The following is a 26,741-nucleotide window of genomic DNA, read 5'->3' on the forward strand; positions in this document are numbered from 1 at the left end:
ACATAGAGCCAAAATACTCTACCACTACTGTAATAGATATTGTCACAAATTACATTAAGAATTATAATACCCATAGAATTCAACGGAAGTTGGGTTATCTATCACCGATAGCCTATCGAAAACAGACCGTTTAATCGCCTCTCTTTTGCCCTCTCACTTTTGGGGGTCAGTGCCGAAACGGTTAGCTTCAAGCAATAAGCCGGGATTTACGGAAATTGCTCCACAAATTTTTGCTAAATTCCGGCTTATTGCCAAAGAAGTTGTTTCTATCTCACCGTTTATTCGGATTTAAGCGTACGAAAAGTCTGGGAATTTAGTTCTGTCCCAGACTCGTTTTTTTAATCAATAGCTGGTATGAATCCAGTAATGGCAGTCATTTTAAATTAAGAAATAAATACGCTTATTATTAGTAAGCATATTTGTTGTCATTTTATAAAAAAAGCTTATAATTTATTTTGCAAAGGTCAGTGAACGTCAAAGAAGATAGGGAGCTGCCTTTCAAATGAATATAGGAGGTTTGTAATTATGGCAAAAGAACATTATGACAGAAGTAAACTCCATGTAAATATCGGGACTATTGGTCACGTCGATCATGGGAAAACAACATTAACCGCTGCAATCACTACAGTATTAGGGAAAAAAGGCCTGGCAAACCCCCAGGATTATGCAAGTATTGATGCAGCTCCTGAAGAACGTGAACGTGGTATTACCATTAATACTGCCCATGTCGAATATGAAACTGAAAAACGGCATTATGCCCATATTGATGCACCAGGGCACGCAGATTATGTGAAAAATATGATTACTGGCGCTGCTCAAATGGATGGAGCGATTTTGGTTGTTTCTGCAACAGATGGACCAATGCCTCAGACTAGAGAGCATATTCTACTTTCACGTCAGGTTGGCGTAAAATACTTAATCGTATTTTTGAATAAAACAGACCTGGTCGATGACGACGAGTTGATAGATCTAGTAGAGATGGAAGTCCGTGAGTTATTAAATGAGTATAATTTTCCAGGTGATGATACACCGATTATTAAGGGTTCTGCTTTGAAAGCAATTGAAGGAGATCCTGCTGCTGAAGCCGCAATTCTTGAATTGATGGATACAGTTGACAGCTATATACCGACTCCGAAAAGAGACACAGACAAGCCGTTATTATTGCCGGTTGAAGATGTATTTTCTATTACTGGCCGGGGAACTGTTGCTTCCGGTCGTATCGACCGTGGTCAAGTAAAGGTTGGCGATGAAATCGAAATCGTTGGTATTAAGCCTGAAACTCAAAAAGCTGTAGTTACTGGTATTGAAATGTTTCGTAAAACACTAGATTACGGAGAAGCTGGGGACAATGTTGGTATTCTCCTGCGCGGAATAACTCGGGATGAAATTGAGCGTGGTCAAGTTATTGCAAAACCGGGCTCTATCACTCCCCATACCAAATTCAAAGCAGAAGTGTATGTATTGACGAAGGATGAAGGTGGTCGTCATACGCCGTTCTTCACAAACTATCGTCCACAATTTTACTTCCGCACGACAGATGTAACTGGGGTTGTAGAGCTTCCGGAAGCAGTTGAGATGGTTATGCCGGGTGACAACGTAACGATTGACGTTGAACTAATTCATCCTATCGCTGTTGAACAAGGAACAACCTTCTCTATTCGAGAAGGCGGCCGAACTGTCGGTTCAGGTATTGTCACTGAAATCGAAAAATAACGAATTTAAGCAAAAGGTTATAACAGAAGCTTCAATTCATAAAAAACCAAGCAGGTACTAATTTCAGTACTTGCTTGGTTTTGTTATTTAATAATAAGCATTTTCTATGCATATGTTTTCTATTGTATTTTGATTTGGAAGCTAGTCAAAGGAAATAGCTCATTTTAAGTTTTTACTGTATTTAAACCGAAGTATTTGTCTTAAAAAAATAACCCTTTCTGATTCCTATCCAAGCTTTCTGAGCGAATCGTCAGCAGCAGTTCTTCCAGCGCCGAAATAAAGGTAACTCCTATCAATAACAGCCCAACCTTTTCTATGCCCAATGTTAGATAAAGAAGAGGAGCACAAAATAACAATAATCCGCTAAGCTTATTGAGCCAAGTATGTAGACTTGAAAATTTTCGATACTTTTTAAAACCGACAAGATAGGCACTCATTCGAATAATGATAATTAAAATCCCCCAGTAAAGAAAGTAAGGTGGAAGGGTTACTGCAGGAATAACCTTGAAGCAAACAATGACTAAAAAGAAAATATCGGCAAGACTGTCTAACAGTGCACCGGTTGAAGTAGCTGTATTTGTTGCTCTTGCAACATAGCCGTCAAGCATATCACTAATCCCGCAGGCTGCGTATAAAATAAAAAATGAGACTGAAAATGGATTAGTAAACAAAATAAAAAATGTTAGGAAAAATCTTAAACTAGTTAGAATATTTGCTGCATACTGAATAACTATCACCTCGCGAGCTTTTTAGTCAGTATAACAAATTTTTAGCTTGTGTACTGATAGTCTTGTATTTTTTTAAAAGGTAGCTGTCAATGTTCAACATCGATTAAAAAAATATATGTAATATTTTTCTCTCTTAATAAAAAAATATTCTAGCTTTTCAAAGCTTTTTTCTGCAATACAAACGAATAGATTACTCTGTTTTTTATTATTTGTAGTGCTGAAAAAATGTATAGTGGTACTCCTGTTTTTACAATAAAGTTATATATTTTGAAAATTGTAAATGTCTTTTACTAAATTTCTATGCTATAATTTCAAAAAATGTAGCGGAGGAGTTCATATGGAATGTAAAGTGATACAGGTGGATGCCTTTACCAGAAAACCAGGTCAGGGTAATCCTGCTGGTGTGATTTTGAACGGCGATGACTATACTGAAGAAGAGATGCAGAAAATCGCAAAGGAAGTAGGGTTTAATGAGTGTGTATTTGTCTGCAGCAGCGACAAAGCAGACGTGCGGCTTCGTTATTTCACCCCTGGGCATGAAACACCCTTGTGTGGTCATGCAACTATGGGAGCCATGTTTTTATTATCTGAACAAAAACAAGAAGATTATCAGTGGTCTGTAGAAACTCTGGCGGGTGTTATTCAGGTTGATTATGAAACTACGACACAAGAGATGACTATGCAGCAGGCTGATGCACAGTTTATACCGTTTAACGGAGATAAAGAAAGCTTATGTAGAGTAATGGGGATAAGTAGTGACAGCTTAGTTGAAGATTTGCCGATTGTCTATGGCAATACAGGTTCATGGACATTGATTGTTCCTGTAAAGGAAGGCGCAGTTTTAGATCAAATGATTCCGCAGACCGCAGCATTTCCAACTGTTCTGGAAGAAATGCCAAAATCATCAATTCATCCATTTGCGGCTTCTAAAAATGAAGGGACTTATGTTGCCCGCCATTTCTCTTCACCGTTTTCCGGAACGATTGAAGATTCTGTGACTGGAACAGCTTCTGGGGTGATGGGCGCGTATTTGCTGGCGTATGATCGGCCGCTTAAAAAGCAGCAGATGATTACTGTTGTACAAGGGAAGCATGTGGGGCGAGAAGGACAGTTAACGGTCCTGGCTGAACAAGAAGGTGATAATGTATATCATGTTTCCATTACTGGAACTGCCTGTCGAAATAAAGAAATGACAATCTCCTTGTAATTGCTGAAAATAGAATTTAAAATACCCTATCGTTGTTAGATAAGATAGGGTATTTTTAGTTGAGTAAGATGATTAACTACTTATTTTTTTGTTATTTCTTTAATAAAAAATAATTCTGTAGGTTGTTCATGACCAGGTACTGTAATAAGTAACCCGCCGGCATCGGAATAGCCTAGCCTTCGATAAAAATGCTGGGCTTCTTCATCTGCTCGTGTAGATGTCATAATGAATGCATAGCCATATCGCTGCATTTCACTTTCCCAGTAGTCCATCAGCATTTTTCCATAGCCGCTGCGCTGATACGATTGATCAATAAAAAGTAGTGTACAAAAAGGTGTATCATCCCAAAAAAGATTATAGCGCAACAATCCAACCGGTTGATTATTATCTAATAAAACATAGCCTCGTTTATCTCTGATTTTCCTTTCAAATTCAGTTTCTGACAAGTGCTGATCTAATTTGAACCAGAAAAGCTGATCTTCTTTTTGTACATGTCTGATATGTATCATAGTAACCACCTTAATAAGCATTTGGTTTCCTTGATTATAGCAAAGGAAAGCTGGAAGAAAAAGCAGAGGGCAGTTAATAATCACAGTCTGCTTTTTATTTTTGCTAAAATTCGGATAAATAGTAGAGCCAAAACACTTATCCGGACTGAGACGTAGCGGACAAGTGTTTTAGCTTCTGCGAAAATAAGTCGTATGTTCACCGATACAAACCGTCGTTAATACTTAACGTTGATATCGGTTTTTCAATATACGTTTAATTCCGTGAATTTTTTTCTGATTTCCGTCAATTGGTGCATTATCAATAATTAGCAGAGCAATCATCACATAGATGATGGAACTATCTCGTGAATACAGAGTATAGCGTGGAACCCAATCAGAGGCATACTTATTTTTGTAGGCACGTAGACCTTGAAATGAGTAGAAGGTAGAGCCAAAATTATAGACAAGAAAGGCGATGCGCTCCTGAATAAAGCTTTTTCTCGACGTACCAACATTGGCTAAGGGAGCCATCCCCATATTAAAATATTCAATGCCGTTGTTTTTCATATCGTTGAAAATTGAAATGAACAGAAAGTCCATAACGCCTGAAGGCGCATCTTGTCTGTAGCGCATTAAATCAATGGTTCCTTCTTTTTTAGTATATGTCGGCATAATATTCGCAAAGGCGATGATCTCATCTTTTTGGTTTTTAACAACAGCAATATCTGACAACTGCAGGTACTCCTCTGAAAAGAATCCTAGAGAAAATCCTTTCTCTTTTCGGTTTCCCAGCCACTCATCAGAAACAGAGCGTAATTCAGCTATTGTTTCAGGAAGAAAAGGCGGAGATAGAATGTCTAAGCGATACATTTCTTTTTCAAAACGATTCATTACAGCTCGGTCGGCGCGCCTTTTTTTTCCGGATAAACTAAAGGACACTAAGTCAACGTGAGCCTCTTCCCCCATTTTGATAAAGTCATAGCCATATTCATGAAGCAGCATGACTAATGACTCAGATACCTCGTAGAATACTGGTAAATAGCCCCACAAATCAGCCTCATGAATGAACTGCTGAATTGCTTCAGGAAAATCCTCTGAGTTACCTGAAGGATCGCCCATTACGACACACTTATTATTGTAGGTTTTGAATTGAAGTAGGACGGTTTCTTCACCAGCAGTATTTGAATAAATGTACATATTTTTGTCATTCAGAAAAACCAGCTGGCTGTCCGTATTACCTCCATAATTATTCAGGAGAGCCAAGGCTCGCTTTTTATCCAAGGGTTCACCAATTTGGTGCTTGTTTCCTTGAAGATAACGAATAAAGATGAAAATGAAAAAAGTAACAAGCAAAATTCCTAGCAGACCAGAAAACCAGATTTTTTCTGATGGGAATAAGAAAAATGAAATAAACCGCCGATGATGATGGGGAAAAGACGGTAGATTGTATACCCCAATCACAGCATAGAGCAAGGCAAGTACAGCAAAGAGAATCCCGTCAAAGGTTCTCATTTCCCAAGAATAAACAAATTGTTTTCTGTAAAGTTCTTTTTTTGAGAAAATAACAAAAATAAGCAACAGAGATAAAAGGATAATCACGCTCCAGCTTAAATCTTTAAACAAAGTATATAACAAGGTGATAAGAATTAACGCAATTGCGGGAATATACGCCCGACTGACTCTTGCAGCGAGTCCACGGCCAATAATCAGTAGAGAAAAGCCTAATATAATGGCAGGAAATTGTGTTAATAAATGAGAAGACCAAGGATTTAGCTGCTTGAGCCAGTGAAATTGTGTAAATGCTTCCGGAATTGTAGCTGAAAGAACAATCATAATGCCGGAAAAATAGACAAGAACGACCAGCAGCTTATGACTTACTTCAATAGCCAGCTCCCTGGGAACACCAGAATAGCGATGATTAAGCGTGTGACTTAGATTTTTTACGAAAAACACGACGCCGATTAAAAATGGGATAATGTAATAAAATAGACGGAACAACAAGAGCCAAACAATGACTGTCTCACGGGGAATCCCTAATGAAGACAGACCGAGAATCATCATAATATCAAAGCTGCCTAGTTCACCAGGAATCATAGAGACAATTCCGATAACAGAAGCAGCGATAAATAATGGAATAACTTGTGAAGGATGGAAAGATATACCCATAAGCGAACCAATGAGCAGAAAGCTTAGCAGCACTCCTGTCCATTCTAGAAATGAAGTCAAAATCAACTGAAGGCGGGAAGACATAGGGATATCGCCAATGTATTCATCTTTTCTAACCATTGTCAGCAGCAGCACAATTGGAAAATATAAGCCCCCGCCAATTAGCCAAATACTATACTGTTCTAAATAAGGATTTTTTCCGCCAAGTGTGACTAAAAGAAAAGAAATCAAACTGTAAATTGATAAACCTGCCAAAAGAAAAATCAAAATTTTTGATAAAGCTTTTACTACTTTTTTTCCATCTGTTTCTTTGCCGTAAAATTCGGAACGCAGACCGATACTAACCAAACCGCCAAAGCCAGCAATATTGTTGATTGAATTAATCATCCAGCTTGTTTCCAATAGGTAGGCGGGGGCAACTTTTTGCTCCAGTGTCCGATTAAGTACAATATCATACCCAAACATCGGAACCACAGCGAGTAAACCAATCCCCAGCATCAATAGAAGCTTCCAAAAAGGCAGCGTCTGAAAAATAGCTCCTAATTGCTCAAAAGATATGGTTTTACCAATAGCCAATAGCTCACTGACTACAATAAATAAAACAGAAATAATAAAAATCATTTTAATAAGACCTAAACGCTTCTTGAACCATTGTATAATTGACTTCATAAATCCACCTGCTTTTCTAATAGAAATGAAAGTACGTTTTTGTTAAAAAGGTTGGGATCTTTTCGCGCGAATAGATGGCCTTGACCAGGAATCAAAACAAAAGAAGCCTTGGGAATCTTCTCTGCTAAATACATCGAGTGAGTTAGTTTAATGACATCTTTTTTTCCAACAATTACCAAAGTCTTAGCTGAGATGCGTTCCAAGTCGCGCTCCGTGATACCGATATCCCTTAGCATTAAATGCGTAATAACTGCTCGTTTTCGCCATTTAGAGGAGTAAATGCCTAGTAGCCGAAACCAAAAGTATTCTAGATAGACGCTGATTTGACTAAAAGGAGTTAATCCTTGAAATTCAGTATTTCCAGCATTTAAAATTAAATGTTTGACCATTGCCGGATGGCTGGCAGCAAAGTAGATTGCTAGATTAGCTCCGTCGCTAAAGCCTAGAATATTTAGAGAGTGAATATTCTCCTGGGCTGTGATAAGATAAAGGTCATCAGATAACAAATCAAAAGAAAGCTTGTCTTGTGTATTGGTTGAACGACCGTGTCCGCGGAGATCAATTGTATAGACTTTGAAATAACGGCTTAAAACAGGTACCTGATAGCTGAAATAATCGCTGCTTCCCCCATTTCCATGAAGAAGAAAAAGCGGTGTGCCAGTACCTGTTGTTTCATAAAAGATTTGACTTCCGTCTGCGGTTGTTACAGTGTTTTTTTTCGTCATTTTATTCATCACCTGTCAGTAACAGTATAGTCAGTTTTTCATTATTTGAGAAATAATATGGATATAAGCCGAATCGTTTTGATAATGTTAAAGAATTTTAAAGAATAGATCTTCTTTCAGCTTTTTTTTGATAGGTAAAGTATGATAGTAAATATTTCCAGTAGTTTGGAGGATTCAACTGACCAATTATGAAAATCTTAAAAAGAGCAGCAATTGTTATTCTTAGTTTGATCGTAATTATTTCATTATATATGGGTTACAAGATTCGGGGAAATGTACAGCAGGTTATTCGCTATGAGAGTCAGGTAGAAGCAGCAGCCGAGGAGAACGGCATACCAGAATATAAAAATCTGATTCTGGCAATTATTTATACAGAGTCGAAAGGACGTTCAGCTGATTTAATGCAGAGCAGTGAAAGCGTCTATGGTCAGCAGGAGGTAATTGATGATCCAATCGAAAGTATAAAGTATGGTGTTAAGTTTCTAGCAGAAGCAATTCAGCAGAACAAAGAGGCTGGGAATGATCTTTGGACAGCAGTACAGGCGTACAATTTTGGCTTGGAATATATTCGTTTTGTTAGTCAAAACGGCGGTAGGAATACGGTGGCTCTTTCAGAAGAATATTCAAAGGATTTTTTATCTCCACTGCTTGGAAATGATAGCGGAGAAACGTATAGCTATTATCGCTTTCAATCAATTTTTCACAATGGTGGATTTCTTTATAAAAATGGCGGTAATATGTTTTATGCTGAAATTGTAAAAATGAATCAGAATTTTATTAAATGGTTTGGCTAGTGAAAGGAAGAAGCTTGGGAAGTGTTGTAGTTTTTTCTGAGAAATACCAGGAAGCATATGCAGCTAGTTTGATAGGTACTCAACAACAAGCTAAGTTAGAAAAGCCGAATTTTAGTCGAACAGATTTGAATGGATAGTATCATTAGACAACAATAGTGTCTTTTTACAAACGGCTTCTACGCAAGGAATGGCAAGATAAAAACTAAATAAACGCTTAGAGCTTGGAATCAAAAGCAGAGAATTTCTGGTTTTGTTTCAGGTTCTTTTTTTTGGAGGATGAGCTTCTCGGTGATTTAGACATTTTGATATGTATAAAACTCTACATGAGACCTACTAAAAAATACTGCCGAAAATTCTTTAAGGAATTTTCAGCAGCACAGAACAGTATCGAGCGTACAAAAACGGAAACTGTTGTCTAAGAATGATTAGTTTTCAGCCTGCAAAATAAACAGCGAGGCATCCTTGTTCATAAACATATTTTTTCCATGATAGAATGTTTCCATTTGTATATTCTTGAAGCCAGCTTGCTCTGCAATGTGAATCAATTCCCTATGAGAAAAGCCGTTGTGAACATCTGGGTGCTGAATGCTTTCCTCTTTGTCAAAATCAACGATAATCAATTTGCCGCCTGGGTTAATTAAGCTTTTTAGAAGTGAAAAAACAGCAGCTGTATCAGGGATATGCAGCAATACCTGAGATAAGTATACAAAGTCGGCTGATATACCTTTTGAATCTAAAAATAAATCCTGATGGAGCAGGGTAATTGAGTCGATTTTTTGCTGATCAATTTTCTTGCGGGCAATTTCCAGCATGTTTCCGGATGTATCAACAAAAATCATTTGACTGAATAAGTCAATAAGCTGTAGTCCTACCAAGCCAGTTCCGCTGCCAAAGTCTAATGCAGTGTCGTATTCGCCGATTTTAACTGTTTGGCGAATTTTGTCAGCGATTTGTTCTGCAATCTGTAATCGTTCTGGTGAGTCGTAGTGATTTGCTATTTGTTCAAATTTATTCATAGTTATTTTCAGCCTCTCTTAAAGTATCCTTGTTAGTATCAGACATTATCATATCATAGTATCGCAGGAAGAGTTAAGCTGATGGATTGCTAAATAATTAGACAAGACCGTAAAGGAAAGTTTAAGGAATGCACTTGTTTTTTAATAATTTCTTGCAGTTCTTTTCTTGAACAAGTAAACTAGAGAAGGTGTGATTTTAAACTTGAGTGAGGAAAGTAGGGATTCTGTGTCATTAAATAAATTAGAGCTGAAAAAAGGGTTAACTGCTCAGGAGGTTAACAGTCGGATGCAGCAGGGGCTGCAAAATGACTATGAGGAAAACGTAGCGAAATCAACTAAGGATATTATCTATGATAATGTCATGACGCTGTTTAACTTTTTGAACTTTGGAATAGCCCTTTGTTTATTAGCAGTAGGAGCATACTCCAATCTGGCTTTTCTAGCAATTATTTTAGTAAATATGAGTATGGGGATTTATCAGGAAATTCATGCTCGGAACTTAGTGCAAAAGCTTTCTATTGTCGCTAAAGAAGAAGTTACAGTTATCCGGGATGGTATACAGCAGTCCATTAATACCAAAGAGTTGGTTATGGATGATATTGTTGTAATTTCTGCCGGTGAGCAGGTTCCTTCTGATATGCAGGTAATTGATGGTAAAGCTGAGGCAAACGAAGCGCTATTGACAGGAGAATCTGATTTAATTGAAAAAACAGAAGGCGATACACTGCTTTCTGGAAGCTTTTTGTCTAGCGGTCAGGTATATGCTCAGGTTATTCATGTGGGCGCGGAAAATTATGCGGTAAAGATTACCTCTGAAGCAAAAGTGCACAAGCCGATTCGTTCTGAACTGATTCAATCAATTCGGAAGGTATCAAAATTCACTAGTTTTGTCATTATTCCATTAGGTATTATTCTATTTGTAGAGGGCTATTTTATCCGTGAATCTGGGATGAAGGGTTCTGTAGTTGCATCTGCTGCTGCCTTGCTTGGTATGCTCCCTAAAGGATTGGTTCTTCTGATTAGTATTGCCCTGACTACGGGTGTTATTAAACTGGCGAAGAAACGAATTCTTGTACAGGATATGTATGCAATGGAAACGTTAGCTCACGTAAATACATTATGCTTGGATAAAACAGGGACAATAACAGAAGGAAAAATGAAAGTACAGCATACAGCGATTTTAAATCCGCTGTTTAAAGAGAATTTTCCTTTAATCATTGGCAGTTACTTGGCTGAGAGTACAGACAATAATATTACGATGCAGGCGATTAGAGATCATTTTGAATTATCCAACCGCTATGGTGCGGTTAATGTTCTGCCGTTTTCTTCTGAAAGAAAATGGGGAGCAATTCAGTTCAATGAAATTGGGACAGTCGTTTTAGGTGCGCCGGAAAAGCTTTTTAGTGAAGACCGTTTGCCCCAGGAAGTATTTGAGGCGCAGGAACAGGGATACCGGGTTTTAATGATGGGAATTTCTGAACATGGTGTGCTGGATGAGAACGAACAGCTGCCATATCTGGAACAGCTGGCATTGTTTGAAATCGATGATCCGATTCGTCAGAACGCTAATGAAACACTTGCTTATCTGCGTGAGGAAGGGGTTGATCTCAAGGTGATTTCCGGAGATAATCCCGTAACTGTTTCTAATATTGCTCGTCGCGCAGGACTGTACGGATATGAATCTTATATTGACTTGTCTACGAAACAGACAGAAGAGGAAGTTCGTCAGGCTGTTCATGAGTATACAGTCTTTGGTCGTGTTTCGCCGCAGCAGAAGCGGACAATTGTCAGAGAACTGAAAGACAATGGTCGTGTTGTGGCAATGACTGGGGATGGTGTAAATGATGTGCTGGCTCTTCGGGAAGCCGATTGCAGTATTGCTATGGCTGAAGGAGATGGCGCTACCCGCCAGATTTCTAATTTGGTACTACTGGATTCTGATTTCACAACATTGCCGGATGTCCTATTCGAAGGACGCCGGGTAGTGAATAATGTCACTCGTGTTGCCAGTGTCTTTTTCATTAAGACGATTTACTCGCTGATTTTATCGCTTATTTGTGCAGTTACAGCAATTGCTTTTCCGTTTATTCCAATTCAAATTACTTTGATTGATTTGGCCATTGAGGGATATCCGGCGTTCTTCCTTTCCTTTGAAGAAGATAAGAGACGAATTAAAGGTAAATTCTTACCAACAGCTCTGAAAAATGCAGCTGTAAATGCAGTACTGGTTGTGGTGAATATTGTTGCAGTCTATCTAATAGCGGAAAATCAAGGCTTTAATCATTTGGATACGACAACATTAATGTACTATCTTTTGATTGGTATTAGCTGTATGGCTGTTGTACGTGCCTGCCTGCCTCTGAATCCTTTGCGCATCTTCCTGATTGTAACAACTATTGGAGGAATTTATGTAGCAGCTATGCTGTTCCATCATATTTTGGAGGTTGGTTTCCTAACAAGTGCAACCTTACCAATTTTTGCTGTGATGATGCTGGCGAATATTGTTGTTCGGGCATTAATCGGCGTATATACAATGAAGAAGAATAATTTAGCGATTAAAGATTTATAAAATTGTTAAAAGAATAACTAGAAAAAGAGAACTCTGCAGGAATTAACTATTCTTCTGCAGGGTTCTTTTTTGCTTTACTTACGAAAGGATACGCTTATTTTTTACTTTATGTGGCTAAAGACATCTAGTTTTCAAAGATTTAATACTATATAATTAAATTGTTAGATAAAAAAAGCGAATTATTATCGCTGTATCAGTAAAGTGATAGAGCAAGCGAAACGAAAATTAACTAAATTTACTGAAATTCAGTACCTTAATGGTGAGATAACTAACATAGGTTAGCACAGTTAGTTAAGTAGTAAGCGCTATTTTTAAATAGGGATTGCATATAAAGAAGTTAGCTTAGTCTATTGTAAAAGAAGGATAAGCGAATCAAAATTAAACTGTTTTTGACGGTTTTATTTACTAAGTTCTGATTAGAAGACAATATGATGATAGCTAGCGAAAAACGAAACTGGTTACAGAGGAAAATGCGCTCTGCAATATGAGTAGCTGGGTTTATACCAGTTTGCCTTTTAGTATAGGTAATCTTAGAAACAGAATTCTGTTTCTAAGGCAGGAAATTACAGATGGAGGAGATACAATGACGATTAAAAATGATGCAGGAGCTGCAGCAGCAATCGGCGGCGCACTTGCCAGCAAAGCAATTAGCGATAAAGGGGTCATTCAATATGCAGAAGAAAGTAATTTAACCGCTGTCGGAACAGGAAAAGAACGCGGAGAATCGGCTGGACAGGCAGTTGCTTCCTACCGTACGTTGTTAGTTGGCGATGCACAAAAAATTTCATCTTTAGGACAGGAATTTGCTGGTTTGGATCAGGCATTAGCTGGAAAAATGAACTAGTCTTTTTAGGAGGAAATTATAATGGATAGTGAACAACTGTTAAAAAAGGAGCTGCAGGAAATAGAGGAAGAACGCTATCAGGCGGAAAAGCTGGAGAGTGAAGTGCTCTCAGAAGAAGAATATTTTTTTGAAGACATGACTCAGCGTGTTCATAGTGTTTATGAAAGCCAGGAACAGTGGGGACAAGACCCGATGATGGGGTATCTATTTGAAGAACAGGCTGATTTATTGCGGCAAGTACAACAGAACCGTCAGGACTTTATGGATACCTGGGTAACAGAGATGAAGACATATAAGCAAAAGCTTTCAGATCAAGAAGACCACTGTACAGAGAAGCTTTACAAGGAAAGACAAGGGGAAATAAAGGAGGAAAACTAATGGGGTTGTTGGTAAAACCTAGTGAAGTCAAACGGCAAACGACAAGCATGATTACGGCTCTGCAAAAGGATGCTGATTCAATCGATCAGGTGCTGCCGTCTATAGAAGAATTTTCAGGAAATCCAGCTTTAGGCGGTGGTGCCTGGGAAGGGATGAAGGCGCAGCTTTCAGGCCACTGCGCAGTAATTCAGGGATTGATTTTAGCAATGGAAAGTATGATGTCCGATAGCGAATCTTTGGCAGGAGCTGTTGGAGATGAAGAACTGGATGAAGATAAGCTTCAAAAAGAGATAGAAAAGCTGGAGAAGAATAATGCTTCCTACAGTACATCAATTGCTTCTTATCAGCAGAAAATAAGAAATTTGTCTTACCAGTCAATTGGTATGGGGACACTAAATGAGGGCTTAAAGAATTACTATAGTCAGCAAATCAGCAGTACAAAAAAGCTGATTGACTTGAATAAAGAAGCGATTGAAAAGCTGCAGAAAAAACTGGAAACTCTGTACGAAATGGAAAGTGCCACTTCTGGGCTGTATGGAGAGGCAATGTCGCTGTATGACTTATCCCAGCAAGGAATGACTGCTTTAGGCAACAGCTGGACTGGTAGTGGATTTTCATTGCCAAAGGATAGTATGTGGCAAAAACAGCTGGAAAATAAATGGAGTACAAGTGAAACAAGAATTATCCGGCAATTAAAAAAAGAGGGCTGGGATAATCCGGCTATTGAGAAATTTAAAGAGTATTTAAACGAGAAAACAAAGGGATTAAGTGGGGAGGAGCTTATTCAGAAGCTAAATGGAATTCTTGAAGAAACCTATTTAGTAGGATCAGATGTCTATGAAATATTGTTTGATGAATCAGAGCTGCCTGATAAAAAGAAAATCGAATTGGTGCTGAAGCAGATGGGTGGTTATTTAGATGAAAATGGCGACTTGGCTTTTAAAGAACCTTGCCGATTCAAATTTGATCCGAATATGCCGCCAGGCGGCAGTTTCTTAGATAAGTTTTCAAAAACTGTTCAAAATGCTTTCCCAGAGGGATTGACTGTTAAGGATGAGGATAAGAAATTAAGCTCAGTTGAACTAAAGAAAAAATACTCGTTAGAAACAATGCTCCATCAATTTAGAAACACTCTGGATCAGAACAACATTGCTTATGTTCAGCGCTATAAAAAAGAGCATGGATTAAGCACTGATGAAGAGGCAATCAAAGCAATTCTAGGTGAAGATGGCTGGATGTACAGAGATTCTCGTTTTCATAATAGAGGCTGGGTTGGTGTGGATATATCATTAGAAAATGTTGTTGGAAATAATCTGACAGTTGAAGGCTTTGAAGAAAAGTTAAAAGCGACTGGATTTAATCGGAAAATATTATCTTCAGATTATCATACTGAGTTTATTGTAAATGAAGATGGGAATTTGGTAAGTCAATGGACTTTAAATGATTCAGAATATGGGCATCGGATGGGGTTAATGAATGGGGAATCTTTTAACTATGGAGAAAAACCAGAGATAAATGATAGTCATCAATTGTTAGATGTAGATTCACCTGCTTTTTTTGACACAGAGGCTAGAAAAAACATAAAGAATGAGTGGAGATATCCGGAGAATGATGGAAACTATAAAGAAATTAGAAAGAAAGCAGAAAATGGTCAAAAATTCAAAGAAAGATAAGGATGAAGAGGTTGAAAAAGAGAATTAAGTTATTAATTTTTTTACTTATTAGTCTAATAATTAGTGGTTGTTTTAATAAATCAAAAGAAAGTAAAGATACATCTGAATTTTTAAAAACTTTTGAAATGAAACGGTTAAATACTAAAACGACTGAGGAACTTATCCCAGAAAAATTAGAGATACCAACTGAATATAGACAATCAAAGACTGATTATATTGACATGAAAATAATAAACAAAAAAATATTCATTATTCTTGGCAGTGATGTAACTGTTACTACAACTATTTCTACAGGTATACGTTACAAAAATATGAAACTCTTAGTATATGATTTTCAGACAAAAAAATATGAGCAGCTAATAGAAAGTGATGGAGATACTAGTATATCTTTTGAATATTGTTTCAATGATAAGATTTATCTACGTAAACAAACTGGAAACTCTGAAAATAATAATGAACAACTTGGGCTTCTTGAACTAGACGCTAAAACCGATGATCTTATTGAAAAAATAGCAATGAGCAGTGAAATAAAGGATTTTGTTATTTTGGGAGAAGATGTTTATACACATTATCTGACAGAGGACAAAATAAAAAAATCCAGTCTAGTTTCAATAACGAATAAGGAAATAGAAAACAATAACAATATGAGTAATTGGATGATTAAAAGTGAATCTTGCTATAATTATGACTATAGTTATTTTAATCGGATAGAAAACGGAATGTTTATTACTATGAACATCAAAACAAAAGAAGAAGAAATTCTTTTCAAAACAGATAGCAATCCAATTGGTCAAAAACTTAATACTGCGGATATGATTATGGTTAAGAGTTTTTATCCTAAACATTTGAGTGGCGAAGAAAATCCTATAAATTTTCTAACACTAATGAATTATGAGGATAACCAGGAATATCTTTTATTTGATGGTGAGATGGTGAACTCCTTGTTTAGCGCGAAATTTCAGAATGAAGTTCTTACTCCTACTAATACAAATTTTTTCCTGTTTAAAGATTTTAAAGGGGATTGGGCACGCTATCATATGAAAGAAAGCGTGCTTATTAAAGAGCCAATTCCGAATACTGAAAACTTTAAGACCACAATGGCGATGAATAATGGCTGGTTTTTCCTAAGTGATGGAAAGTCAATCTTTCTGATAAAATAGTTTTGTTTTTAACATAGCTAGATAGTTGAGGCATATTTATGAACAGCAAAATTATCATTTTTACAAATTTTATTTTTTTAATTACGTTGTTATCTGCATGTGCTGGAAGTGTAAATAATACTATTGAAGAAATAAATTATTTTCAAGTTTACTCTTCAGATTATTATGTTGAAAGTGTGATGGTTGATCCTGAAAGTAATCGTGGTGTAGATAGCAGTCCAGAGCACGCATTTTATTTAGAAGATGAAAAGCTGCCGTATTACGATGGTGAGCTTGTTTATGACCGCTACAAGATAGATGGCGAGCTGTTTTTGAAATTGAATAAAAAGTATTATTTTCAAGCATTGATGTCTTTAAAGCTAGAAAAGAAACAAATTGAAAAAAACAATAAGAGACTTGAATTGACAGATGAAGAGGAAATGAAGTTATTTACCAGCCAAGGAAATTTAATGTTTGAAGAAAATCCGTTGGCTACAATTGATAAAATAGTGATTACATTTGACGAGAAATATCGGCCTAATAAAATTACCTCTTATGTAAAAGAAGAGACTGAGTATATGAATTTTGAAATTACGTATATTTCAGCTCAAAAATTTGATTCAATGATGAGAGAAGTAAAAAAAGACATGAGAAACTATGAGAAAGATTCAGATGAAGTGGAGAAAAAGGAAAAAGGGTACGAATAAAAAATGAAGCAGACAAAAGCTGAACTAAAAAGAAAAAGTAGTTTATTGATTTCACTAGTAATTATCCTACTTTTTTCGGCTTGTACAATAAAAACTACTGAAAAAAGTTACAAAACAGAAAAAAATGACTTTCTAAAAACATTTCAAATGAAACAACTAAAAACAGAAGATGCCGAAAAGCTGTTGCCGGAAAAAATTAGTTTGCCTATCAATGAAAAAGATTTCAGTTACGAATATGTAGATGCTAAAGTGATAAATAATCAGCTATATATTATTTTGGCGAGTGAAAAAGTGGATTCTGAGACTATTTCTAAAGAGAAGCGTTATCAAAAGTCCAAGTTGATGACCTATGACTTTCAGAAGCAGTCTTTTGAAGAAGTGCAAATCGGTAATACAGATAATACTATTTCATTCGAATGTATTCTTAAGGATACTGTTTATTTACGTTATCAATCCGGAAGCTATAAAGAAAATACTGAACAGTTAGGTCTTCTCGAATTAAATCCCGCAACAAACAAAACAGTCGACAAAATAAAATTAAATTCCAAGCTTAAAGATTTTGTTATTGTCGGGAATGATATTTATCAACTTTATAACGATGAGAAGAATGAGGAAGCTATCATTCAAAAATCAGATTTTGAGTCTATGAATATGGAACAGGAATTTGAAAAAAGCGATTCGGAATTCAGCAAACTAAAATCAATGATGGATAAATCCAAAGCGGGCTATTCTTATGATTATACTTTCTTTAATGCCATAGAAGATGGAAACTACACCAGTTGGACCATGGAATCAGGAGAGAAAAATACATTGTTTAAAGCAAATAGTTTAGAAGCTGGTCAAAGATTGGCTGATGAAAAGTTTTTAGAAATAATCGATTTTTACCCAGGAGGTAGAAGTGGTGAGGATCCGCCGATGCATTTTTTAACCTTGTATAATTTGCCTGAACAAGAGCAGGTTCTTTTGTACGACGATTTATATATAAACAGAACAAAGGAATTTCAGAACAGCTACACAACTCCAGCAAACCAAACCCATTTTTTAATTAAAGACTTCAAAGGAGATTGGGCACGATATCATATTGAAGAAAATGTGCTAATTAAAGAGCTAATTCCGAATACTGAAAACTTTAAGACCACAATGGCGATGAATAATGGCTGGTTTTTCCTAAGTGATGGAAAGACGATTTTGCTGATAAAATGAGCGTATAACTTGATGGAAAAGGAAAATTAGATATGACTGTTAAAAAAATAGTACTTATAAGCAGTTTAGCTTCTACAATTATTATTGGTGCAATATTTCTATTTTCTCTTTATAGTTTCAATGAAGAAAAAAAGATTTGGGAACATTTATCAAAAAAAGAAGCGGATTTCCTGTTGAGAAAAGAAGATGGTGTCTATACTAATACGGATGGCTATTCTATGAGTGCAACAGATTATAGCCTTTTGTATTATTTAGCTATTAACGAAAGTGGCGATGACACGGAAATTTATACGAAAAAAAGTGAAAAAAAGGATTTCTGGTACATCACTCGTTCAACTACAACCAATGGAGAAGTTGAAATAGACTATGTAATCTTTGAAACGTCAGCCTTTTTAGCAAAAGATGTTTCAGAAAAAGAATTTAAGCAAGCTATCAAAAAAGATACAGGACTAAGCTATTCTAAAGACCAAACACAAACCACAATCGAACCTTTATACGTTAAAAAGTATGTTGATTGAAATCTGAATAGAAAAGGTAAGGAGAATGAAGCCGACTGAAAAATAAGATGATTATCAATGGAAATGGTAAAAAATGGAGCAAAAACCAAAGATATCTATTAATTTTATTGATAGCTATTATATCTCTTTCGGGATGTAATTTAGCAAATACTAGTGTGAACGAAGAAGCCACGACATCTGAATTTTTAAAAACATTTGAAATGAAACGGTTAAATACTGAAACGTCTGAGGAACTTATCCCAGAAAAATTAGAGATACCAAATGATTTTGAAATATCAAAAAATGATTACATTGATGTGAAGAGTGTTGGAAATAAGCTATACATTATCACAGGTCAAGATTTATCTAATAATTTAAGCTATGAAACAATGACATTATTTAGTTATGATCTAGAAACTAAAGACTATCAGACGATAATATCAAAAGATGAGGATGTTAGTATCTCGTTTGAGTATGTTGAAGATAGCAAAATCTATATTAGAAAATATAATTCAACAGATATGCAATTGGGATTAGTAGAGCTCAATACAGAAACTGATAAAATCGTTGGAAAATTACCAATGGGTGATTGGGAAGATTTTGTTATTATTGGCAAGAGAATTTTTACACTGGAATCACAAAATGATGAGAAAATTCAAGAATTTGATTTCTTAACTATGGAAAAAAAGACCAGTTATGAAAAATCAAATGCTCAATTTGAGGAAATCAAGCAGCGCATGAATAGTTGGGAAAATGGTTACAGTTTTGATTATTCACATTACCATTCAATCGAAGGAGAAGGGATTTTTTCTTGGGACATGAAAACAGGAGAGGCAACTCTTTTGACTGAAACAAATGCTAAAGATGTTGGCCAACGATTAGGTGATAATATTTTATTGCAAAACCATCAATATTATAGCGATGAAATGAGTGGCGAAGAAAATGCATTGGAGATAGTAACTGCTTTGGATTTAGCAAATCAAAAAGAATATTTCCTTTTTGATGATTCTGAGGTTTTTTTGCATAGTAATCATTCCTTGAAAATTCCTAATGAAACAGCAACACCTGCAAATAATCATTACTTTATTGCCCAAGACTTTCAAAGTAATTGGGCACGATATCATATGAAAGAAAGCGTGCTTATTAAAGAGCCGATTCCGAATACTGAAAACTTTAAGACCACAATGGCGATGAATAATGGCTGGTTTTTCCTAAGTGATGGAAAGACGATTTTGCTGATAAAGTAAAACGAATTAAAAATGCAACGAATTACATTGGGAATATCCAAGCGCATCTATGTGATTATCACGAAAAATGACAATGGGTTTCTCAAAGTGTAGATAACTTGAATTAAATCGATTTTGTGGTACAATAACTATGTGTAATTGTGTCATTTGAAGACGTACTGAAAGCAAATGCAGATCAGTGCGTCTTTTTACCGACTGTTCACATTCACATGAATCAGTGATTTTGCTCTTTGGAGGTGAGAATAGTGGCACAAAGAATCCCTCAGGAAGTTATTGATGAGGTGCGTCAGCGGACGAATATTGTTGAGATTGTTGGTCAGTATGTTCAGCTAAAGAAATCAGGCAAGAACTATATGGGGTTATGTCCGTTTCATGAAGAACGTTCCCCGTCCTTTTCAGTAGCTGAAGACAAGCAAATATTTCATTGTTTTGGTTGTGGAAAAGGTGGAACTGTTTTTAATTTTGTACAGGAAATCGAAGGTATCAGCTTTCCAGAATCTGTTCAGAAGATTGCAGAGATGGAAAATATCCCTTTGCAGATTGATTTATCCAATCATATGGACCAAAGCAATACCGGCGATCCGAAGCGAAGACAGCTTCTGGAGATGCACAAAAAAGCATCGGAACTTTACCACCACGTGTTAATGAATACTCAAATTGGCGAAACAGCGCTAAACTATCTGTTGGAACGAGGATTGACCAGAGAAATCATTGAAGAATTTCAAATAGGGTTTGCCCCTCAGAAAAGAGATTTCCTTAGCCAAGTGTTTGCCAATGAAAAAATTGATGATTCTTTTTTTCAGGAATCCGGTTTGTTTATTCAAAGGGATAGTGGAGAATTTCTTGATCGTTTTTATCAAAGAATTATGTTTCCAATTAGTGATGCACAAGGAAAAATCATTGCTTTTTCCGGACGTCTATTAAAGACAGACAATTTTTCCGGAGAAGATATGCCTAAATACTTAAACAGCCCAGAGACGAGTTTGTTCAACAAGCGGGATACGCTGTTCAATTTTAATCTTGCACGGAAAGAGATTCGAAAAGAGAATACAGTATTTCTTTTTGAAGGCTTCATGGATGTGATTGCTGCCTGGCAGTCAGGGATTAAAAGTGGCGTGGCTTCAATGGGAACTAGTTTGACAAATGAACAAATCCGACAGCTTGAGCGGGCAGCGGAAGAGCTGGTTTTATGTTATGACGGAGACACTGCCGGAATCGAAGCAACCAAACGAGCCATCTCCTTATTAACCGAACATAGCCGATTCAACCTAAGTATCGTTAATATTCCTGAAAAGCTTGATCCAGATGATTATTTACGAAAATACGGAAAAGAAGCTTTTAAGGAACTAGCACTTCATGGTAGAGAAACAGTTTTCACCTTTAAAATGAGGTATCATCGTCTTTCTCGAAACATGAATAATGAGAAGGAACGGCTGGATTATGTCAATACGATGCTCCAAGAGTTAGTCTTGGTTGATTCTCCGTTGGAAAGAGACCATTATCTAGGACAACTCTCAGAAGAGTTCCTAATGTCTCAGCATAGCTTAGAAGAACAGCTACGCTTGATTGAAACAGAGAAGAGACAGAACACCAGAGACCAAAGACAATATCCTTCAGATGCTGCAGCTTCTTATGTTCCTCCCTATATGGAAGAAGAACCAATAGAGACAGCAGCACCACCAAGAGAAAGCCAAGAGCGATTGTCCCGTGTGGAAAAAGCAGAGCGTATGCTGCTTTATCGGTTGATGAATGAAGGAAATGTACGGGCAGCACTGCAGCAGCAGAATTTCTCATTTGTTCATACAAAGTACGAGGAGCTCTATATGTGTCTGGCCGATTTCTTATCTGTCTATCCAGATTTCAATCTAGCTCAGTTTTTAGAATACTTGCAAGATGAAAAACTAAAAGAATTGGTGATTACCATTTCTTATCAGGAAATGTCTGAAGAAAGCTCTCAGAGAGAGCTGGACGATTTACTAAATGTCGTTATGTATTCAGATATTGAAACTCGGATTGAAGAATTAAATAGGGAAAAACAAGAAGCGCAGCGCTTGGGAAATCAGCCTAGGGTGGATGAACTTTCAATGGAATTGATCAAACTTGCGCAGAAAAGACAAAAAACTCGGTAATTCCAACAGAAAAAGATTAACAAAACATAAACAGTTGTTATATAATAGATAGGTATGTAAATATGAAGGGGGCCTTCTTTCATGGAAAAAGAAACAGAAAAGAAATATGCTGAGGCTGTTGCAGGCTTTATCAAAGAGAATAAGCCGAAAGGTACAGTTGTCTATGATGATTTGGCAAATAAACTGGCAACACCTTTTACACTAAATGCTGACGAAATGGAAAAACTGATTCAAAAAATTGAGGACGCTGGAATCAGTGTTGTCGATGAAAATGGTGATCCAAGTGAGCACAGCCTGAAAAAAGATGAAAAAGTAGCGACTAAAGCTCAAATGGAAGATTTATCTGCCCCAACTGGTGTTAAGATTAATGATCCAGTACGTATGTATTTGAAAGAAATTGGTCGAGTTCAGCTTTTGACAGCGGAAGAAGAAGTGGACTTAGCGTTGAAGATTGAAGAGGGCGATCAGGAAGCTAAACAGCGTCTGGCTGAAGCAAACCTGCGTCTGGTTGTTTCAATTGCAAAACGGTATGTTGGCCGCGGTATGCAGTTTTTAGATTTAATTCAAGAAGGAAATATGGGTCTGATGAAGGCCGTAGAGAAATTTGATTACCGCAAAGGATTTAAATTCTCAACTTATGCAACCTGGTGGATTCGTCAGGCGATTACTAGAGCAATTGCCGATCAAGCTAGAACAATTCGTATCCCAGTGCATATGGTTGAAACGATTAATAAATTAATTCGTATTCAGCGTCAGCTCTTACAAGATTTAGGCAGAGAACCAACGCCCGAAGAAATTGGTGCTGAAATGGACTTGCCTACAGAAAAGGTACGGGAAATTCTGAAGATTGCTCAAGAGCCTGTATCATTGGAAACACCGATTGGTGAAGAAGATGATTCTCATCTTGGTGATTTCATTGAAGATCAGGATGCAACAAGTCCGGCAGAACATGCTGCTTATGAGCTGCTTAAAGAGCAACTGGAAGATGTTCTGGATACATTGACTGACAGGGAAGAGAACGTTTTAAGACTGCGTTTTGGCCTTGATGATGGACGTACGCGGACACTGGAAGAGGTTGGGAAAGTTTTTGGTGTTACAAGAGAGCGTATCCGTCAGATTGAAGCGAAAGCTTTACGGAAGCTGAGACACCCGTCACGTTCAAAACAATTGAAGGATTTTCTGGAATAGTCGATTTTTGAAAGAAGTTTGGACCTGAACCTTTATTAGGAGGGTCATTCCTATGTAACAGCTCTTTTCGAACAAGTCGAAGAGAGCTGTTTTTAAATTTCTTTACGGAATCGTAACATAAAAGTTACCTAGTACATATTGGAACAAAAGTAGTTTTGTGATAGATTAGATTTACTTGGTAGAGTAGAATGTGAGGCGAAAAAATGACGAAGCATTGCCCTAATTGTGGAAATGAACGAGATGATAATGAAAAAATATGTTCAGCATGCGGTTTTGTGTTTTCAGATGATGAAAAGAATAAAGCGGATGAAAACAACTCCTCTGAAGATAATAAACAGGAGCAGTCCGATGGATCTTCCTCTCATTTTTCCGGTAATGAAGAAAATGAATCGATTGAATGGGCCGACTTGAAGGATTTAAGTATTGGACATGTGATGGATATGTTTAATGAACAGCAAAAGACAGCAGAAGAAGAAAATGAATCAGTAGAACCTTTAACTGAAGAAGGAGAGACAGAAAGTACATCAACTGATTCTGATGAAATAATTCCTCCATCTGAAAGTGCAGAGGCACCTGAGACTGTAGCTGAGCAAGAGGAACAACAGGTTCAGGAATCCGAAGCTGCCGAAATGGATACACCTGACGAAACCATAGTAGGAGAGCCAGTTGCTGAAATGGAACAAGATGAAGCGGATGCCGAACAAGAAAATGATAGTGAAGCAACGTTAAAAGAGTATATTGAAGCACATAAAAAGGAAACCGCGAAAACAAAGTCTCCTGAATCTAATCCAGTGAATGAACCTTTAGAGATAGAAGAAGAATCTGAAGTGGACACAAATCAAACGATTCAAAAAGAAGACACAGTGGAACAGGAAAAAACTGAAGCCCCCGTTATTCCTGAAACAGAGGAATCAAACGAGCAGCTGGAAGAAACTCATTCAATCCCGCCGGTTGGAAATGATACAGATGGAACAGAGGCAAAGGAAGAACCACTTGTCATTGATTCAAAGAGTAAGAAACCGGAAGAAATTGAAATGGATGCAGCACCAATCTTTTTCAAAGAGAAGGATGTTTTGCCGTCTGAATTGGGCCCAAGGAAGAAAACTTCTCAGTTTGCCAATCTGGATCAGGCTGAACGGCCAAAAACCAATTCAAATCAGCCGCCTAAGCAGTCAACATCAGAAAGAAATAAAAAAAGAAAAAAAACACCGCTGATTTTAGCAGCAGTGGCTGCTTTAGCTTTAGGGGGTGGAGGCTGGTACTATGTACACAGCCAAAATCAGGCAAAAGAAAAAGAAGCAGCTGTCACGAATGCACAAAAAGAGCTGTTGAAGAAGACAAAAGCTTCAATTAATAGTTATTTTCTTAATGATGAACAAGTTTTTCTTAAATCAGAAATGGTCAATGTGAGTACAGATTCTGTAGAAGCAGATTTGGAAAAACTCAAGGATGAAAAAGAGTATCAGACGCTTTCGGAATCGTTGGATAAAGTGAAGGAAAAGCAGACCGTAATTAACAAAGTCAATGAGCTTTACACTTCATCTGTTATTGCTGGGGATACCTTTAAAGAACAGCCAATTGTTGCTGACAAAGCTGTTTCATTATCAAAAGAAACAGGCGACGACGGTTTTTCAAAGCTGATAAATCAAGCAATTGATAATGCTAAAGGGCAGTACGATCAGCTGCAAACGGCTAAAGCCGCTGTTGCGAATATCTATAAAGAGGATAAAGCAACAGAAGCGCTGTCGCAGCAGACCTATGCAACAGCCGAAACAGAAGTGAATAAAATCAAAAATTCAACTTTAAAAGAACCATTAACAGCAACTTTGAAGAAGGCTAAGGCAGCGTTAGATACCCAGCTAGCGGCGATTACTGCAGAACAAAATCAAGCGCAGGAATCTGTTGCTGTAGAGGGTTCTGCGAATAATCAAGCAGCAGCTGGCTCTGCGGGAGCTGTTGGAAGCACTGGAACTGCTGCTGCTGGCGCAGTAGACGCTAACGGCTTCTCTGCACCAGACAGCAATGGAGTTTACACAGCCCCTGTTTACCCTGAAAACCCAACAGATGTTGCTGATAGCAGTAACCCTGCCTGGATATGGGCACCTGGTATTCAGGAAAAAGTAATTGCTACCTGTATTGCTCGAGGCTATATGACAGCAGATGGCTATTACCTGCAGCCAGCTCAAATTGTTAATGGTCAAGGATATTACAATTTATATAAAACCGATGGTACGTACCTTGTAACTATCAACGCTCAGACTGGCTGGTTCAAAGGAAATGCTTCAAGAAATGCGGGACGTTAATTGATACAGATACGGCTGATTAATTAAACAATAGGATAAATTAAGAGGTCGAGACAAAAGTGTTTAGCTCCGAGAAATAAGAGTTCAGGTATTTACTTATGTCCCAAATTCTGCCAGTGAAGAATGATTGTATTTATTTATCAAACAAAGAGTTTGGAATGCAGTATTCCAGACTCTTGTTCTATTATAGCTCTTGTTATGCAGCTCACTTGGGGTTCTTAATTATATATCAGCCAAGGGAAATCAGTCTATTTTCCGTCTGCTCATGAGATAGCATAGATGATAGAAATGAAATATAGTTATAGTAGGGAGGAATTCTTTGGATGGAGAAGGTTAAGTACGAAACATTTCGGGAAGGGGTTCAGGCTTGTCTGCCCACTGTACTTGGGTATGCAGGAATTGGTATTGCAGCTGGAATTGTTGGTAAAAGTGTAGGCTTATCTGTTTTTCATGTGGCGATGATGTCGATACTGATTTATGCAGGCAGTGCACAATTTATTATTTGCGGGATGCTGGCAATTCAGGCACCTGTTTCAGCTATTATATTAACAACATTTTTGATTAATTTACGTCATTTTCTGATGAGCATGTCAGTAGCTAGCTTTTTCAAGAAAGAGTCATTGATTACAAATATTGGTATTGGCAGCCTTTTAACAGATGAATCCTACGGCGTACTGATGACAGCTATTTCAAATGAACATAAAATCAGTTCGAATTGGACACACGGCTTAAATATTACAGCATATCTTGCCTGGATTCTCTCCACAGTGGGCGGCGCCTTGTTAGGGAACTGGATTCCTGATCCGTATATGCTGGGGCTGGATTTTGCATTGGTAGCAATGTTCGCTGGGCTTTTTGTACTTCAGGTAGATACAGCAATCAAGAAGAAAACAAAACAGAGACTGCTAGTTATTTTTTCTGTCTGTATTTCTATCTTTATATCAATGAAATTTTTTTCATCAGAACTTGCAGTGCTTATTGCAACTCTGATTGGCTGTGGAGTGGGGGTGACGGTTTCTCATGACGAATAGTTATATACTGCTTACCATTGTTGGCTGTGCCATTGTTACCTGGCTGCCTCGGATTATTCCTTTTGTTCTAACAAAGAAGCTGTCATTTCCTGATTGGCTATTAAATTTTCTATCCTATATTCCGATTTGCATATTAACAGCACTTTTATTCCAAAGTATCTTAATTTATAGAGAAGGGGAATTTCCAGGACTCAAGCTGCTGGAAGCAGTCAGCTGTATTCCTACATTACTGGTTGCTGTTCGAACGAAAGATTTGATGCGGACAGTCATTACCGGAATCATCACTATCGCTATTCTGCGATTCATTTTTTAACACATAGAGAGGAA

The 26,741-nt window shown here is 37.2% G+C and carries 24 protein-coding genes; 19 read left to right on the forward strand and 5 right to left on the reverse strand.

Annotation, left to right across the window (positions count from 1 at the left end):
* The 3 genes from AC1Z3K_RS12750 to tuf all read left to right on the forward strand — a co-directional run.
* The coding region (locus tag AC1Z3K_RS12750) for an IS3 family transposase (RefSeq protein ID WP_461732511.1) at positions 1-134 on the forward strand (134 nt) is incomplete at its 5' end.
* A gap of 35 nt (positions 135-169) precedes the next feature.
* Positions 170-292: a hypothetical protein gene (locus AC1Z3K_RS12755; RefSeq protein ID WP_461732911.1), complete on the forward strand. Its 123-nt coding sequence runs from the start codon at positions 170-172 to the stop codon at positions 290-292.
* A gap of 233 nt (positions 293-525) precedes the next feature.
* Complete coding sequence (gene tuf / locus AC1Z3K_RS12760; protein ID WP_461732912.1) at positions 526-1,713, forward strand: elongation factor Tu; 1,188 nt, start codon at positions 526-528, stop codon at positions 1,711-1,713.
* 200 nt (positions 1,714-1,913) lie between these two features.
* On the opposite strand, the gene AC1Z3K_RS12765 is transcribed toward tuf, so the two are convergent.
* On the reverse strand, positions 1,914-2,450 hold the full coding sequence (locus tag AC1Z3K_RS12765; protein WP_426081383.1) for a CDP-alcohol phosphatidyltransferase family protein: 537 nt from the start codon (positions 2,448-2,450) through the stop codon (positions 1,914-1,916).
* A gap of 328 nt (positions 2,451-2,778) precedes the next feature.
* Here AC1Z3K_RS12765 and AC1Z3K_RS12770 point away from each other — a divergent pair, with 328 nt between their 5' ends.
* The gene (locus AC1Z3K_RS12770; RefSeq protein ID WP_461732913.1) at positions 2,779-3,648 is read left to right on the forward strand and encodes a PhzF family phenazine biosynthesis isomerase; all 870 of its coding nucleotides are present in this window, start codon (positions 2,779-2,781) and stop codon (positions 3,646-3,648) included.
* An 80-nt stretch (positions 3,649-3,728) separates the two neighbouring features.
* Here the strand turns inward: AC1Z3K_RS12770 and AC1Z3K_RS12775 are convergent, their stop codons facing one another.
* The 3 genes from AC1Z3K_RS12775 to AC1Z3K_RS12785 form a co-directional block, all read right to left on the reverse strand.
* Positions 3,729-4,157: a GNAT family N-acetyltransferase gene (locus AC1Z3K_RS12775; protein WP_426081385.1), complete on the reverse strand. Its 429-nt coding sequence runs from the start codon at positions 4,155-4,157 to the stop codon at positions 3,729-3,731.
* A 222-nt stretch (positions 4,158-4,379) separates the two neighbouring features.
* Entirely contained in the window at positions 4,380-6,971 is a 2,592-nt protein-coding gene (gene mprF / locus AC1Z3K_RS12780; protein WP_461732914.1) for a bifunctional lysylphosphatidylglycerol flippase/synthetase MprF, read from the reverse strand.
* Positions 6,968-7,696, reverse strand: coding sequence for an alpha/beta fold hydrolase (locus AC1Z3K_RS12785; RefSeq protein ID WP_461732915.1), 729 nt, complete (start codon positions 7,694-7,696; stop codon positions 6,968-6,970). Before AC1Z3K_RS12785 ends, mprF begins: the two co-directional genes overlap by 4 nt.
* A 188-nt stretch (positions 7,697-7,884) precedes the next feature.
* Here AC1Z3K_RS12785 and AC1Z3K_RS12790 point away from each other — a divergent pair, with 188 nt between their 5' ends.
* A complete protein-coding gene (locus tag AC1Z3K_RS12790) occupies positions 7,885-8,490 on the forward strand; it encodes a lysozyme family protein (RefSeq protein WP_426081388.1) in 606 nt (201 codons plus the stop codon).
* Between the two features lie 425 nt (positions 8,491-8,915).
* Here the strand turns inward: AC1Z3K_RS12790 and AC1Z3K_RS12795 are convergent, their stop codons facing one another.
* Positions 8,916-9,506, reverse strand: a complete 591-nt coding sequence (locus AC1Z3K_RS12795) for a class I SAM-dependent DNA methyltransferase (protein WP_461732916.1) — start codon at positions 9,504-9,506, stop codon at positions 8,916-8,918.
* Between the two features lie 286 nt (positions 9,507-9,792).
* Between AC1Z3K_RS12795 and AC1Z3K_RS12800 the strand changes: the two genes are divergently transcribed.
* The 14 genes from AC1Z3K_RS12800 (at position 9,793) to AC1Z3K_RS12865 (ending at position 26,727) form a co-directional block, all read left to right on the forward strand.
* A complete protein-coding gene (locus AC1Z3K_RS12800; RefSeq protein WP_461732975.1) occupies positions 9,793-12,075 on the forward strand; it encodes a cation-translocating P-type ATPase in 2,283 nt (760 codons plus the stop codon).
* A 583-nt stretch (positions 12,076-12,658) separates the two neighbouring features.
* A complete protein-coding gene (locus AC1Z3K_RS12805) occupies positions 12,659-12,919 on the forward strand; it encodes a TIGR04197 family type VII secretion effector (protein WP_426081391.1) in 261 nt (86 codons plus the stop codon).
* 21 nt (positions 12,920-12,940) lie between these two features.
* Positions 12,941-13,297, forward strand: coding sequence for a hypothetical protein (locus tag AC1Z3K_RS12810; RefSeq protein ID WP_426081392.1), 357 nt, complete (start codon positions 12,941-12,943; stop codon positions 13,295-13,297).
* Positions 13,297-14,970 carry a DUF3114 domain-containing protein gene (locus AC1Z3K_RS12815; RefSeq protein WP_461732917.1) on the forward strand — a complete coding sequence of 558 codons (1,674 nt, stop codon included), beginning with the start codon at positions 13,297-13,299 and terminating at the stop codon, positions 14,968-14,970. Before AC1Z3K_RS12810 ends, AC1Z3K_RS12815 begins: the two co-directional genes overlap by 1 nt.
* Before the next feature lie 11 nt (positions 14,971-14,981).
* Positions 14,982-16,130 (forward strand): hypothetical protein, encoded by a 1,149-nt coding sequence (locus AC1Z3K_RS12820; RefSeq protein WP_461732918.1) that lies wholly within the window; start codon positions 14,982-14,984, stop codon positions 16,128-16,130.
* Between the two features lie 38 nt (positions 16,131-16,168).
* The gene (locus tag AC1Z3K_RS12825) at positions 16,169-16,816 is read left to right on the forward strand and encodes a hypothetical protein (RefSeq protein ID WP_461732919.1); all 648 of its coding nucleotides are present in this window, start codon (positions 16,169-16,171) and stop codon (positions 16,814-16,816) included.
* 147 nt (positions 16,817-16,963) lie between these two features.
* The gene (locus AC1Z3K_RS12830) at positions 16,964-18,019 is read left to right on the forward strand and encodes a hypothetical protein (RefSeq protein ID WP_461732920.1); all 1,056 of its coding nucleotides are present in this window, start codon (positions 16,964-16,966) and stop codon (positions 18,017-18,019) included.
* Positions 18,020-18,051: 32 nt separating this feature from the next.
* Positions 18,052-18,537, forward strand: coding sequence for a hypothetical protein (locus AC1Z3K_RS12835; protein ID WP_461732921.1), 486 nt, complete (start codon positions 18,052-18,054; stop codon positions 18,535-18,537).
* Between the two features lie 47 nt (positions 18,538-18,584).
* Positions 18,585-19,763 (forward strand): hypothetical protein, encoded by a 1,179-nt coding sequence (locus AC1Z3K_RS12840; protein WP_461732922.1) that lies wholly within the window; start codon positions 18,585-18,587, stop codon positions 19,761-19,763.
* Between the two features lie 245 nt (positions 19,764-20,008).
* Positions 20,009-21,892, forward strand: coding sequence for a DNA primase (gene dnaG / locus AC1Z3K_RS12845; protein ID WP_461732923.1), 1,884 nt, complete (start codon positions 20,009-20,011; stop codon positions 21,890-21,892).
* An 81-nt stretch (positions 21,893-21,973) separates the two neighbouring features.
* Entirely contained in the window at positions 21,974-23,080 is a 1,107-nt protein-coding gene (gene rpoD, locus AC1Z3K_RS12850) for an RNA polymerase sigma factor RpoD (protein WP_426081398.1), read from the forward strand.
* A gap of 203 nt (positions 23,081-23,283) precedes the next feature.
* The gene (locus AC1Z3K_RS12855; RefSeq protein WP_461732924.1) at positions 23,284-25,383 is read left to right on the forward strand and encodes a cell division site-positioning protein MapZ family protein; all 2,100 of its coding nucleotides are present in this window, start codon (positions 23,284-23,286) and stop codon (positions 25,381-25,383) included.
* 323 nt (positions 25,384-25,706) lie between these two features.
* On the forward strand, positions 25,707-26,414 hold the full coding sequence (locus AC1Z3K_RS12860) for an AzlC family ABC transporter permease (protein ID WP_461732925.1): 708 nt from the start codon (positions 25,707-25,709) through the stop codon (positions 26,412-26,414).
* Positions 26,404-26,727 (forward strand): AzlD domain-containing protein, encoded by a 324-nt coding sequence (locus AC1Z3K_RS12865; protein ID WP_426081401.1) that lies wholly within the window; start codon positions 26,404-26,406, stop codon positions 26,725-26,727. Before AC1Z3K_RS12860 ends, AC1Z3K_RS12865 begins: the two co-directional genes overlap by 11 nt.
* Positions 26,728-26,741: the final 14 nt, after the last annotated feature.

The sequence above is a fragment of the Enterococcus sp. LJL128 genome (assembly GCF_056924295.1).